Source organism: Acidiferrimicrobium sp. IK (assembly GCF_025499425.1).
Taxonomy (GTDB): Bacteria; Actinomycetota; Acidimicrobiia; order Acidimicrobiales; family Palsa-688; genus Acidiferrimicrobium.
Map to the genome: position 1 here is coordinate 213,225 of NZ_JAIMCB010000001.1, position 13,213 is coordinate 226,437.

The window sequence follows — 13,213 nt, forward strand, 5'->3', positions numbered from 1 at the left end:
TCAGCTCCACCGCCCGGACGTATGGCCGGCACGCGAGCGAGGAGCGGTGAAGCCGCCTGGGGGGAACACGGGGTGAGGCAGCCATCATGAGCGTGACAGAGATCTACTACGACCCCTACGACTTCGAGATCGACGCCGACCCGTACCCGGTGTGGAAGCGGATGCGCGACGAGGCGCCCCTGTACTACAACGCCGAGCACGACTTCTACGCCCTGAGCCGGTTCGATGACGTCGAGAAGGCCATCATCGACTGGGGCACGTACCGCTCCGGCCGGGGTTCGGTGCTGGAGCTGATCCGGGCCAACATCGAGATGCCCTCCGGCCTGATCCTCTTCGAGGACCCGCCGGTCCACGACGTGCACCGCGGCTTGATGTCGAGGGTGTTCACCCCGAAGAAGATGGCTGCCATCGAGCCCAAGGTCCGCGAGTTCTGCGCCAGGACGCTCGACCCGCTGGTCGGCTCCGGGGAGTTCGACTTCATCCGCGACCTCGGCGCGCAGATGCCGATGCGCACCATCGGCTACCTCCTCGGGATACCCGAGTCGGACCAAGAGGCGATCAGGGACCGCCTCGACGCCAGCCTCCGCCTCGAGGAGGGCACCACCGGCCAGGTGCCCGACCGCTACGAGCCCGGCAACAACGACAACGAGGAATTCGAGCACTACATCGACTGGCGTGCCGAGCACCCTTCGGACGACTTGATGACCGAACTGCTCAACGCCGAGTTCGACGACGAGACCGGCACCCGCCGCCGGCTGCGGCGCGACGAAGTGCTCACCTACGTCACCTTGTTGGCCGGCGCCGGCAACGAGACCACCACCAGGCTCATCGGGTGGACGGGCAAGACCCTGGGCGAGCACCCGGACCAGCGGCGCGAGATCGCCGCGGACCGCTCGCTGATCCCCAACGCCATCGAGGAGATCCTGCGCTTCGAGGCGCCCTCCCCCGTGCAGGCCCGCTACGTCGCCCGCGACGTCGAGCACTACGGCACCACCGTCCCTGAAGGCAGCGTCATGGTCGTGCTCAACGGGTCGGCCAACCGCGACGAGCGGCGCTTCCCCGACGGGGACCGTTTCGACATCCACCGCAAGATCGGTCACCACCTGAGCTTCGGGTACGGCCTTCACTTCTGCCTCGGAGCGGCCCTGGCCCGCCTCGAGGGACGGGTCGCGCTCGACGAGGTCCTCACCCGGTTCCCGGATTGGGAGATCGACTACGACCACGCCGTGCAGGCCCGGACGTCCACCGTCCGCGGGTGGGAGACGCTCCCGGTCCGCACCGACGTCTGAGCCGGCGGCCGCGGCCCTGAACCGGCTCCTATACAGTTGCCGCCGCTTGGTCGGTCGGCTCCGGGTTCGCGTCGGGGGGAGCGTGTCGCTGCACATGAGAGGGCACCTGACGTGACCGTGCCCAACCTCACGGGCCGCCACCCGTCACCGACAACCGACATGTCCGGACCGGGGACGCCCGAGGCGTCCGCGCCGGGCGACGCCCGCCTGTGGCGGGCCGCGCTGATCGGACTGGCGGTCCTCGGCCTGGCCATACGAGTGGCCGCGGTGCTGGCCCGCCCGCACCTGAAGGCGTCCGGCGACGCGCTGTTCTACAACGAGGAGGCCAACCTCCTCGTAGCGGGCAAGGGGTGGGTCAACCCGCTCCAGGTCCTCGCCGGCCACCGGGGGGCGCCCACCGCCGCGTTCCCGCCGCTGTTCACCCTGGTGCTGGCCGCCGCGTCGCTGGTCGGTTTCAAGTCGTTCCTGGCCCACCGGATCTGGTGCGCGGTAATCGGCGCCGCCTCGGTGGCCGTCGCCGGGGGCACCGGTCGCTGCGTCGCCGGTCGGCGCGTCGGCCTGCTGGCAGCCGGAGTGGTCGCCGTCTACCCCAACTTGTGGATGAGCGACGACCTGGCCATGTCGGAGACGCTCTCGCCGCTCCTCGTCCTGGCCGTGCTGTGGGCGGCGTACGCCCTGTGGCGGTCACCGTCGCTGCGGCGCAGCGCGCTGCTCGGGCTGCTGCTCGGGCTGGCGACCCTCGGCCGCGACGAGATGGCGGTGCTAGCTCCGCTGCTCATCGTGCCCCTCGCTGTCGGCTCCCGCCGCTCCTGGCGGCGACGGGCCGCGCTGTTCGCCGCTGCGGGCGGGGCCGGGCTGCTCGCCCTGGCGCCGTGGGTGGGCTACAACATGACCCGCTTCGACACGCCGGTGTTCGTGTCCGACGGCCTCGGAGTGACCTTGGCGTCGGCCAACTGCGACCGGACCTGGTACGGCGCCGACGCCGGCTACTGGTCGATGCCCTGCTCGGCTGCGGTGCCCTACAACCCGGCCGCCGACGAGGCGGTGCAAGGCGCCGAGGCGCAGCGCTACGCCGTCCACTACATCCGGACCCACCTCGGCGGCCTGCCGAGGATCGAAGCCATCCGCCTGGGCCGGGCCTTCGGCGCCTACCGGCCCCTGCAGCAGATCAACTTCGACACGTTCATCGAAGGGCGTCCCCACGCCTGGGCGCTCACCGGCCTCGCCATGTACTACGCCCTGGTGCCCATGGCCCTCGCCGGCGGCGTGGTGCTGCGCCGTCGGGGCGTGCCGGTGTTCCCGCTGGTGGCGGTGATCGCAGACGTCGCCATATCCGTCCTCTTGACCTTCGGGCAGACCCGGTACCGTTCGATAGCCGAGCCGGTACTGGCCCTCCTAGCGGCCGTCGCCGTCGACGGGATGCTGCGCCGGCGCAACGCCCGCCGCTCGCCGGTACCCGCCCGGGTCACGGCAACGCCCGGCGGTCGCGGTGTCGACACCAAGGACGTCTTGGTGGTCGTGCCCGCCCTCAACGAGGAGGCGTCGGTCGCGGGGGTCGTGCGGGAGATCCGAGCCGCTGTCTCCGACGTCACGGTGCTGGTAGTCAACGACGGGTCCAACGACGCCACCGCGGTGCTGGCCAGGGCGGCCGGGGCGCTCGTCGCTTCTTCCCCCTTCACCCTGGGGGTGGGCGGCGCGATGCGAATCGGGTTCCGTTACGCCCAGCTGCGCGGGTTTCGTGTGGTCGTCCAAGTCGACGCCGACGGCCAGCATGATCCCGCCGACATCCCGCGGCTGGTCGCCGCCCTGGGCGACTGGAGCGGACCCAGCGTCGTGCTCGGGACCCGCTTCGGGGTGTCGGACCATCCCAAGGTGTCACGCCCGCGTCGGGTCGCGATGCGGGCACTGGCCCGCTACGTGTCGCGCCGGACCGGCGTCGCCCTCGACGACGTCACTTCCGGGTTCCGGGCCCACAACCGCGCCGCCATCGACCTCTTCGCCCGCCTCTACCCGGCCGAGTATCTCTCCGACACCGTCGAGTCACTGGTCATCGCCCACGACGCGGGCGCCGTCATCGGGCAGGTCCCGGTCCGCATGCGCGAGCGGGCCGGGGGCTCCCCGAGCCAGAACCTCCTCCGGGCGGCGACCTACCTGGTGCGGGTAGGTTTCATACTGGGGCTGGCGAGGCTGCGCCGGGGGCCCGCAACGTCGAGCAAGGAGGAGCCGTGGCCGGTGTCCATCTGATAGCGCTGGTCGCCGCGGTGGTCACCATCGCCGCGTTGGTCGAAATGCTGCGCCGGCGCCAGATCCGCCAGAAGTACGCCATCACCTGGGTGCTGGTCGGCGTCGCGGTAGCGGTCGTGGCCGTCGACCCGGGGCTGTTCAACGGTTTGGCGCACGCGCTGGGGGTCATCAACCCGCCCGATCTGCTGGCGGTGATGGCCGCGTTGTTCCTGCTGCTCGTGACGGTTCACCTGAGCTGGGAGATCGGGCGGCTCGAGGACCGCTCCAGGCTCCTAGCCGAAGAAGTGGCGTTGCTGCGAGCCGACCTCGAGGAACGCGACGCGCGGGACCGGACCGGTCGGCGCAGCACCGACGGGAGCGGGTACGCCGACGGCGTCGTGGCCGTGGCGTCAGGTGAGGGCCGCCCCACGGTGGCGTGAGCCCGCCGCCCGCCGACGGTGGGCGTCGAGGGCCAGCATCTGCAGGGTCCCGAGCGCAGTACGGTCCCAGCTCAAAGCGCTCGCCCGCTGGGCGGCGCCTTCCTGCAGGCGGGCTCGCAGCGCCGGGCGTTCCACCAGCGCCCGCAACGCGGCTTCGAGCTGGGCCCGGTCCTCGAACAGCAGACCGCTGCGCCCGTCCCACACCGCGTCGCTGTGCCCGGCGATGGCGGAGGCGATCGCCGGGGTCCGGCACGCCGCGGCTTCGGTGAGGGTCATGCCCCATCCCTCGAACGCGGACGCCGACATCACCGCCCACGCCCGGCGGTAAGCGGCGCGGAGGCTGTCGGCGTCGATGAACCCGGGCATGCGCAGCCACTCCGCCGCGCCGTGGCTGTCGATGCGGGCCTGCAGCGCGGCTCGTTCCGGCCCGGTCCCGACGATCAGCGCCTCGAGGGTGGGGTGCGCGGCGTGGACCGCGGCCAGCGCGTCGATGAGGACGTCGTAGCGCTTGTAGGGCATGAGCCGGCCGACCGCCACGAACAGCGGATGCTCGGCTCGAGTGCCGCCCGGCGCGTAGAACGGGTCGACGCCGGGATGGATGACCCGGATCTGGTCCTTGTCGAAGCCCATCATCGATACGATCGTGTCGCGGGAGGACTCGGATAGGGTCACGATCGGGGCGTTGCGGTAGAACGGCGGCGCGACCCGCAGCTCCAAGAACCTGCCGAACGCGGCGAGGGGCGCCGGCAGCGTGAGGTCCCACATCCCGTCGTGGACGTGGTGGAGGAACACCGTCTGGGCGCAGCCCGCCCACAGCGACGAGAAGAACGGCACGCCGTTCCATATCTCCACGACGCCGTCGGGCCGGCCCCGGGAGGACCGCAGGCGGCCGCCGAGGGCCACCGCCGGGAAGACGCTGTAGCGGCCGGCGGGGCGTCGCAGCCGCACGTCGCCGTAGGTGTCGCAGGACTGGTGGCCAGGGGAGCGGGACGCCTTCATGGTCACGTCGATCCCGGCGCTCGCCCATCGTTCGGCGATGCGGGCGGCGTGCAGCTCGGAGCCGCCCGCTTCGGGATGCCCCATGTCCCGCCACGCGACCATCTCCACCCTAGACAGGCCTGCACCGGTCGCGATGACCTCCAGCGACTCGGTTTCGAGCTGCGCCAGGGAGGCGCCTGCATCGAGCAGGGCCAGGTCCGGTGCTGGCACGCCGGACTCGAGCGCGCTCATCGTTCCACCCCCAAGGCGAGCAGCTCCGCCGGGGCGGGCTCCGCTCCGGCTGGCGCCGGGCGGCGCAACCTGAGCCGGGGCCGGAGCCGCTGAGCCGGTCGTTCGACCACGAGGTAGCTGACGCCGGCGGAGGCGATGGCCAGCACGGTCACGATCGGCGCCAGCTCCCACCACGGAAAGCTGAAGAGCCGGTCGTGGCTCCAGCGCAAGAACTCCATGATCCACGCCTCGTGCCACAGGTATATGCCGTATGAGATGGCACCGAGGAGAGCCATGACCCGCAGCTGCAAGAAGCGCCTGACCACTCCGGCGTGCTGAGGGCCGAGGACCGCAGGCAGGACCAAGAAGACGCCGAACAGGCCGTAGAGACCCTGGCGCAGGAGGCTGTTGGCGACGGTCGGGGTGTAGATCGGGAGCCGGTTTAGGGCGAGGTTGGACACGGCAACGAAGCAGACGGCCGCCGCCGCCCAGCTCAGCGCCGGCATGCTCGGGTGCGAGGTCCACGCCGGAGCGACGCCCCGGGCGCTGATCCACGCGGCGGCCACGGCCAGCAGCATCCCGAGGGCGAACAAGTCGATGTAGGCCGGCAACCAGTTGGTCATGGTCCGAGCCCACGGCCCGTTGTCCTCGAGGGCCACGGCTCGAAACGTCAGGCTTTCCGCTACCAGGCAGCCCAGCCCGACCAGCTCGATGCGGGCCTGCGCGGCCAGGGTCCGGCCGCCGCCGACGAGGCGGGCCCATAAGGGGATGAACAGGTAGAAGCTGAGCTCGGTGCAAAGCGACCACGCCTGGGTCATCCCGGTGAGGATGTGGCTGGGCAGGTAGATCTGCGCGAAGCCGAGGTAGACGGGGACCGACGCCCAGCCCGGCACCACGGTGTCGGCGTGGAGGACGTAGGTGATGACGATGAACGCCGTCCAGTACGCCGGGACGATGCGCAAGAACCTCCGGCGGAGAAAGGGGCCGGTGGCGGGATTGGGTCGCTGCCCGAAATGGGCCAGCGCGAACGGACGGTAGAGGAGGAACCCGGAGATCACGAAGAACACGGCGACGCCGATCTCGAGGCGGGCGCTGTACGCGCCGAGGACCGAGTGGCGGGTCGTGAAACCGGAAACGAAGCTGGTGTGGACCCCGACCACACACAGCGCAGCGATCGCCCGTAGACCGTCGAAGCACGGTAGCCGTTGGTCGCGTGCGGCCAGCGCACCACGCGGCCGTCCCCTGCGTTCCCCCATCACATCCCTCTGGCCTCCGTCGCCCCTATGAGGCGAGACGCCCTGGTCGACGACGCCTGCTGGCTCGTTGGTAACCCATCTCCGACGGACACCTGTATAGCCGCGGCGCCCACCAGGCGCATACTTCAGCGGTCGTGCACCGCGGCGGGCGGCTGCCGCACGCCACCGGTAGAGGAGAGGTTGACATCGAAGTCAGTTACTGTATGCTCCGGCGATCCGGTCGTTCGGGGGGACGCCGCGGCCGGTCGAGGGGGGAGGCACCGGTGAGCAGTCAGATCCGAGCGCTGGGGTGGTGTGTGGCCCGTCACCTTGCGGCCAGCGCCGCGCTGTTCGGCGTGGTAGTTCCCGACGCGGAGATCCCTGCCATGCCGCTGCGACCGCCCAAAGCGGGTCAGCTGTCGCTAGCGGACGAGTGCGAGCTGTTCTTGAGCGCCCGATAGTCCAGCTGCGTCTCGCGGCTCAAAGCGTTGCGGGTGCGAGGCGGTGGATGACCCGGCACCGGGCCGCGGCCTTGCCCGACGGAAGGATCAGCTCGCCCTCCAGCGTGCAGAAGCGGCTGGTCACGGCGACGACTCGGGCGACGGCCTCCATGGGCTCGGGGAGGACCATGGCCGGTCGCACGTAGTTGATGTTGAAGGAGATCGGGACCTGCTCGACCGTCGCCGGCGACGCCGCGATCGCCGCGTAGCGCACGGCTCGGGTGATGAGCAGCCCGATGGCTCCCCCGTGCAGTGAGCCGAAGTTGGAGGCCCACCCGGAGTCGAGCTGCGAGGTGTAGATGGCCGTGGTCCCGTCCAAGCGCAGGCCGCCTCGCAGGTAGACGTCGACAGGCGCCGGCGCGATGTCGGCCTCCCACGGGAACGCCCGGTGCTCCACCTGCGGGAGCGCGCCTCGGTCATCGACCATCGGGCGCGACGGCACCGTCACGCTCGTGCACTGGGACTGGCCGAACGCGCCGCCGCCGTCGAGCATGACTCCTTGGGCGACGCCCATGGCGTCGTTGTAGGCCGAGTTGTGGCTGCGGACCTCCACCGTGCCCCGCGCCGCCCGGCAGGCCTGGTAGGCGACCTCGATCAGGATCGAGTTGGACGTCCAGTTGGCCGAGTTGATGTTGGCCATGGCGTTGTTGTTGTCGGCGATCGCCGACAAGTAGCCGAAGGGGACAGTGCCGTCGTGCTCCAGCTGCTCGTCGGAGCAGCGGATCGTCGCCGTGGAGCATCCCGAGGCGTGGTCCCAGGCGCTCTCGCCCAGCCCCAGGTTGGCGGTGAGGTCACTGGCGTGGCCGAGCGGGACGTGGGTTGTCGATGGTTCATTGATCACGTGCAGTCCTCTGAGAAGCCACCGGGACAGCCCGGCGGAAGGGGGATCGCCGGTCGGCGACCCCCAAGTTAACCTTGACGTCGAAGTTGGACAGGGGTGCTGCCACCCCGGTCCGGCGGTCGCCCCAGTTCCACGGAGACCGCTGCCTGATGATTGACGTCGACGTCAACTTCAGCTATTCTGCATGCTATCCAGCGCGGCTCGAACTCGGGGTTCGGCCTCTTGGATGCCAGCTGAGGTCTAGGGAGGAGCCCCATGCAGCATCGCCTCGACTATCCGGTGTTCGATGCCGACAACCACATGTACGAGCAGGCGGACGCGTTCACCCGCTACCTGCCCGACGAGTTCAAGCAGGTGATCCGGATCGCCAACGTCAACGGACGCGACAAGGTGGTGATCAAGGGCACGATCTCGGAGTACATCCCCAACCCGACCTTCAGCGTGGTGGCCAAGCCCGGCGCGCAGGAGGAGTACTTCAAGCACGGCAACCCCGAGGGCAAGAGCCGCAGGGAGATCCTCGGTGAGCCGATGCGCTCGCCCGACGCGTTCTTCCGGCCCGAACCCCGCTTGAAGTTGATGGACGAGCAGGGCGTCGACCGCGCCCTCATGTGGCCGACGCTGGCCAGCGTGCTCGAGGAGCGCCTGGCCAAGGACCCCGAGGCCACCCACGCCATCATCCACGGGTTCAACCGGTGGATGCACGAGGAGTGGAGCTTCAACTACCACGACCGGATCTTCGCCACCCCCGTCATCACCTTGCCCATCGTCGACGAGGCGATCAGAGAACTCGACTGGGTCGCGGAGCGGGGCGCCAAGATCATCTTGGTCCGGCCCGCCCCGGTGCCCAACTTGAAGGGCTACCGATCCTTCGCCCTCCCCGAGTTCGACCCGTTCTGGGCCAAGGTCCAAGAGTACGACCTGACCGTGGGCATGCATTCCTCCGATGACGGAATGACCCGCTACTACAACCAGTGGGAGGGTCACTACGACGAGATGCTGCCGTTTGTCAACACCACGGCATTCCAGGACGTGCAGCACTTGATGAGCCGCGGGATCTTCGACGCCATGTGCTCAGCAGTAACCCACGGGATGCTGTCGCGGTTTCCTCGCCTGCGGATCGTCCCCGTCGAGAACGGCAGCAGCTGGGTGCTCCCGCTGATCAACGCCCTCGGCCACTCCTACGCGAAGCAGCCCAAGCTGTACCAGGAGGACCCCGTCGAGGTGCTCAAGCGCAACGTCTGGATCCACCCGTTCTTCGAGGAGGACCCCGTCGGGCTGATCAAGACCATCGGCACCGACAAAGTGGTGTTCGGCTCTGACTATCCCCACCCCGAGGGGCTGGCCGACCCGGTGTCCTACGCCGACCAGCTGCGCGGCCTGCCCGACGACGACGTGAAGCGCATCATGGGCGCCAACCTGGCCGAGGCCCTGAAAGTCGCCTGAGACGGCGGGCCCCCACCCGGGCCCGCGGCCCCTACCAGCGCCTCCGCGCCCGGACATCCGGGAGCGGGGGCGCTGGTCTTTGATCGGCTCGGCGCCGGCGGTCCTAGTGGTTCCGGGGAAAGCCGAGGTCGACGGCGGAAGGGGCGGACCGCTCCGGCCAGCGCGACGTGACGACCTTGCTCCGGGTGTAGAAGTTGACGCCTTCCTGCCCGTACATGTGGCTGTCGCCGAACAGCGAGGCCTTCCAGCCGCCGAACGAGTAGTAGGCGACGGGCACCGGGATGGCGACGTTGACGCCGACCATGCCGACCTCGACTTGGGTCTGGAACCGGCGGGCGGCGCCGCCGTCGCGGGTGAAGATCGCCGTGCCGTTCGCGTACGGGTTGCGGTTGACCAGGCCCAAAGCGTCGTCCAGGCTGTCGCAGCGGACCACCGACAGCACCGGCCCAAAAATCTCGTCGGTGTAGACGGTCATGTCCTCCCCGACGTGGTCCAGCAGGGTCGCACCGAGGAAGAACCCGCATGAAGGCAACGAGGCCTCCCGGCCGTCGACCACGACCGTCGCCCCCTCGGCGGCTCCGGCATCGATGTAGCCCGCCACCCGGTCCCGGTGCTCGGCGGTGATGAGCGGCCCCATGTCGGTGGCCGCGTCGGCGCCCGGCCCGACGGTCAGCTTCGGGAGCCGCTCGGCGATGGCCTGGACCAGCTGGTCGCCGATGCCGCCGACGGCCACCACTACCGAGATGGCCATGCAGCGCTCACCCGCCGCTCCGTAGCCGGCGCTGACCGCGGCGTCCGCGGCCCAGTCGACGTCGGCGTCGGGCATGACGACCATGTGGTTCTTGGCGCCGCCGAGGGCCTGCACCCGCTTGCCGGTCGCGGTGCCGGCCTGGTGGATGTGGCGGGCCACCGGCGTCGACCCCACGAAGCTGAGGGCCGCGACATCGGGGTGGGCGATGAGGGCGTCGACGGCCTGGCGGTCACCCTGCACGACGCTGAACACGCCGTCGGGAAGCCCGGCCTGCTGCCACAGCTCTGCGAGCAGCATGGACGCCGATGGGTCGCGCTCGCTGGGCTTGAGGATGAACGCGTTGCCGCACGCCACCGCGTTGGCGCACATCCAAAGCGGCACCATCGCCGGGAAGTTGAACGGGGTGATTCCGGCCACCACGCCGAGGGGCTGACGCAACGACAGCACGTCCACGCCCGTCGAGACCTCGGCCGAGAACCCGCCCTTCAGCAAGGTAGGGATTCCGGTCGCGAACTCGACGTTCTCCAACCCTCGGGCCACCTCCCCGGCGGCGTCGGCGAGGACCTTGCCGTGCTCCGCGGTGATGACCGCGGCGAGGTCCGCGGCTCGGGCGTGGAGCAGCTCGCGGAAGGCGAAGAGGACCGCAGCCCTGCGGGCCAGCGAGGTGCCCCCCCAGCCCTTGGCGGCGCGCCGGGCCGAGTCGACGGCCGCGTCGACCTCGTCCGCTCCCGCGAGGTCGACCATCGCAGCGACGTCGCCGGTGGCCGGATCGAACACCGGCGCGCTTCGCCCCGACGTGCCGGCGGTGACACGGCCGCCGATCCAGTGGCTGATGCGCCTGGCGGCGGCCGGTGCCTCGACACCGCCTGCGTGCGGGCTGTTAGGACGGATAACTGACATCGACATCGATCGTAGTATGGGGCGGGCGGATTCGCCTCGGCGCTCGGGCGCCCCGTTCGGGTCTCGACGGCGGTGGGCGCCGGGCCGACCCCCGCGCCGGCGTGAGGCGCGTAGCGTGGCGGGCATGGCGATCTTCGGTGGTCACGCCCCCGGCCGGGGGTTGCTGGCGGCGGCCGCCGCGTGCGCGGCGTGCCTCCTGACCGGCGGGTGCGCCAGCAGCAGCTCTGGGACGTCAGCCGCCACGACCGCGCCGCCGGCGACGGCTGCCAGCTCCACGTCCTCGACCACCGCCGCGCTCCAGGTGGGCGGTCCGCAGTTCTGCCAGCAGCTGGTGTCGGCCGAGCAGAAGCTGACCGCGGCGATCCCAAGCCTGTCCAGCGCCCCGGACGCGGTGGACGGGTTGGTACCGACCTATCAGACGCTGGCGTCCGAAGCCCCCGCAGCCATCAAGTCGCCGGTCCAGGACCTGGCCACGGTCCTCAAGGATCTGGCCGGCGCGTCTGGCGACCCGACCGCCGCCCAACGCCAGATACAGGCGCTGCAGACCAAGGCCGGTCCCGACGCCGAGTCCATCGGGACGTGGCTCGGCATGCACTGCAGCGCCGGCTGATGCTCGCCGCGTTCTCCATCACCCCCCTCGGCGCCGGCGACTCCGTCGGTACGGCCGTGGCCGAGGCGGTCCGCCTGGTCCGGGCGTCGGGACTGCCCAACGAGACGACGTCGATGTTCACCACCGTGGAAGGGGAGTGGGACGAGGTGATGTCCCTGCTCAAGGCGTGCACCGACCGGGTCGGCGAGGTCGCCCTCCGGGTCAGCGTGGTAATCAAGCTCGACATCCGTCCCGGTCATCCCGACGCCCTCCACGCCAAGGTCCGAAGCATCGAGGGGCACCTGGGAGCGACCGGCTAATCGGGTCCTGACAACGGCGGCCCGGTCCGATCCCCTGCTGCCCTGTCCCATTTCGGCTGGTCGGAGTTCTACTGCGTCTGGCTCTTCCGGACTCAGGCTGCTACGTCCGGAGGGGCTGCGTTTGACGTAGGCTCGACCGGTCCCCACGGATGCCAGCCACGGCGGGTCTCACAGCGAAGCAAACGGATCGCGGCAAGGATCCCTTCGGCGGCCTCGACAGTGCGCTCCATCTCGTCGGCAGTGACTGCCCCGTGTGCGGTGGGATAGCGCCCGTCGATCGTCCAGGGGTTGAGGAGGTTCAGATCCGCTGAAGCAAGGATCCGGATGTCCTCTGCCGGGAGCTCCCGGACGAGCTGCACGAGATTGTGGATCTTTCGAACCGGGACCGCGCTTCGGAGGATGTCGACCCTCGAGGCGGCCGTCTTGCTGTTCGTCACCGGATGGCGTCGGCCACCTAGGCCGTCAAGGACTCGACGCCGAAGACCGACCACGCGCACCGCGACCTCGAAGAGCAGACCGTCGAGCACCTTCGAGCCCGCAAGGCACGACAGCAGACGGAAGCGCTGGCCTCGGGGGGTCCGGCTACCAGGCCCGCGATCTGGTGTCCCGACGCGAGGACGGCTCCCGTGTCGGCGGCCAGTAGAAACTGCCCGCAGGTGGCCAAGAGCTCGCTGGCGACTCCGACGACGCTTGGTGCGGTCCGGAAAGCCGGCAGGCGCGCCTGACGTCGATTCGGCATCTGTCAAGTCGTGGGTTCGCTCGTGCCGGCTGACGCGCCGAAACACTTGTTCTGCGCCTGTCGCCAGGGCGGTGGTGAGGAGGATCTATGCCGGCCGCCGGGTGTCGCTGACGGTGACAGTCGCCCCTCCGATGGCGAGCAAGGCGAGAAGCTGCCTGGCTGACTTGTTGTAGTTGGTTGGATCGAGGAGACGGTAGAGCTGGGCGGGACTCGTCCCCAGCTTGGCGGCCACGGTGCGGGCGGTCAGGCCGGAGGAGCTCATCCGCCGCTTTGCCTCAAGGGTGAGCTGGTACAGCTCAAGGCGGGCAAGGTAGTCAGGGTCGGAGTTGATGTCGAGCACGGAGTCGATGTGCACGCTGCCCTCGGCGCCGGATTCAAGTTGATAGGTGAACGCTTCGCGACCCAACTCGGGATCGACGTATACGTGTGCCAGCCGATCGTGCGGCCCGGGGGAGGGTTCGCACCGCTTGAAGGGGAAGCCGAAGGTGCCCTTGCGGGTGGTCACGGCGAAGGCGTGCTTGCGGCTGTCTGCGACCACTTTGGTGATCTTCATAGCTTCCCCTCCTTTTTGAGTTGGGCGATGTGTTTGAGAATGGAACGACTGATCTGGCCCTCCATCGCCGCGTCGTGGTCGAGGTCCCATTTCACGACCAGTCGCGAATCTCGATGACGTGGGCATGGCGTGGGGCATGGTCGCCGATGTAGGTGACGAACACGAAGCCACCTCTCCGGAT

Annotated in this window: 13 protein-coding genes; 7 read left to right on the forward strand and 6 right to left on the reverse strand. The window is 69.8% G+C overall.

The annotated features are described in order from the left end of the window. Positions 1-86: 86 nt before the first annotated feature. From K6U06_RS00985 to K6U06_RS00995, 3 genes are all read left to right on the forward strand, one after another. Entirely contained in the window at positions 87-1,289 is a 1,203-nt protein-coding gene (locus K6U06_RS00985; protein ID WP_262320015.1) for a cytochrome P450, read from the forward strand. A gap of 111 nt (positions 1,290-1,400) precedes the next feature. Next, positions 1,401-3,533, forward strand: coding sequence for a glycosyltransferase family 2 protein (locus tag K6U06_RS00990; protein ID WP_262320016.1), 2,133 nt, complete (start codon positions 1,401-1,403; stop codon positions 3,531-3,533). After that, entirely contained in the window at positions 3,515-3,952 is a 438-nt protein-coding gene (locus K6U06_RS00995; RefSeq protein WP_262320017.1) for a DUF2304 domain-containing protein, read from the forward strand. Before K6U06_RS00990 ends, K6U06_RS00995 begins: the two co-directional genes overlap by 19 nt. Here K6U06_RS00995 and K6U06_RS01000 read toward each other — a convergent pair. Further along, positions 3,923-5,182, reverse strand: coding sequence for a glycosyltransferase family 4 protein (locus K6U06_RS01000; RefSeq protein ID WP_262320018.1), 1,260 nt, complete (start codon positions 5,180-5,182; stop codon positions 3,923-3,925). The two genes, K6U06_RS00995 and K6U06_RS01000, sit on opposite strands and share 30 nt — an antisense overlap. Beyond that, positions 5,179-6,417, reverse strand: a complete 1,239-nt coding sequence (locus tag K6U06_RS01005; RefSeq protein ID WP_262320019.1) for an acyltransferase family protein — start codon at positions 6,415-6,417, stop codon at positions 5,179-5,181. The genes K6U06_RS01000 and K6U06_RS01005 overlap by 4 nt, the downstream gene beginning before the upstream one ends. Before the next feature lie 263 nt (positions 6,418-6,680). Between K6U06_RS01005 and K6U06_RS01010 the strand changes: the two genes are divergently transcribed. Further along, the gene (locus K6U06_RS01010; protein WP_262320020.1) at positions 6,681-6,857 is read left to right on the forward strand and encodes a hypothetical protein; all 177 of its coding nucleotides are present in this window, start codon (positions 6,681-6,683) and stop codon (positions 6,855-6,857) included. A 19-nt stretch (positions 6,858-6,876) separates the two neighbouring features. On the opposite strand, the gene K6U06_RS01015 is transcribed toward K6U06_RS01010, so the two are convergent. Then, positions 6,877-7,737 (reverse strand): PaaI family thioesterase, encoded by an 861-nt coding sequence (locus tag K6U06_RS01015; protein ID WP_262320021.1) that lies wholly within the window; start codon positions 7,735-7,737, stop codon positions 6,877-6,879. A gap of 255 nt (positions 7,738-7,992) precedes the next feature. Here K6U06_RS01015 and K6U06_RS01020 point away from each other — a divergent pair, with 255 nt between their 5' ends. Then, the gene (locus tag K6U06_RS01020; protein WP_262320022.1) at positions 7,993-9,180 is read left to right on the forward strand and encodes an amidohydrolase family protein; all 1,188 of its coding nucleotides are present in this window, start codon (positions 7,993-7,995) and stop codon (positions 9,178-9,180) included. A gap of 103 nt (positions 9,181-9,283) precedes the next feature. Here the strand turns inward: K6U06_RS01020 and K6U06_RS01025 are convergent, their stop codons facing one another. After that, positions 9,284-10,831: a CoA-acylating methylmalonate-semialdehyde dehydrogenase gene (locus K6U06_RS01025; protein WP_262320023.1), complete on the reverse strand. Its 1,548-nt coding sequence runs from the start codon at positions 10,829-10,831 to the stop codon at positions 9,284-9,286. 124 nt (positions 10,832-10,955) lie between these two features. Here K6U06_RS01025 and K6U06_RS01030 point away from each other — a divergent pair, with 124 nt between their 5' ends. Then, on the forward strand, positions 10,956-11,441 hold the full coding sequence (locus K6U06_RS01030; protein ID WP_262320024.1) for a hypothetical protein: 486 nt from the start codon (positions 10,956-10,958) through the stop codon (positions 11,439-11,441). After that, on the forward strand, positions 11,441-11,740 hold the full coding sequence (locus tag K6U06_RS01035; RefSeq protein ID WP_410050961.1) for an MTH1187 family thiamine-binding protein: 300 nt from the start codon (positions 11,441-11,443) through the stop codon (positions 11,738-11,740). The genes K6U06_RS01030 and K6U06_RS01035 overlap by 1 nt, the downstream gene beginning before the upstream one ends. A 92-nt stretch (positions 11,741-11,832) precedes the next feature. Here the strand turns inward: K6U06_RS01035 and K6U06_RS01040 are convergent, their stop codons facing one another. Continuing rightward, positions 11,833-12,267: a HEPN domain-containing protein gene (locus tag K6U06_RS01040; protein ID WP_262320026.1), complete on the reverse strand. Its 435-nt coding sequence runs from the start codon at positions 12,265-12,267 to the stop codon at positions 11,833-11,835. 297 nt (positions 12,268-12,564) lie between these two features. Further along, the gene (locus K6U06_RS01045) at positions 12,565-13,032 is read right to left on the reverse strand and encodes a hypothetical protein (protein WP_262320027.1); all 468 of its coding nucleotides are present in this window, start codon (positions 13,030-13,032) and stop codon (positions 12,565-12,567) included. Positions 13,033-13,213 lie beyond the last annotated feature (181 nt).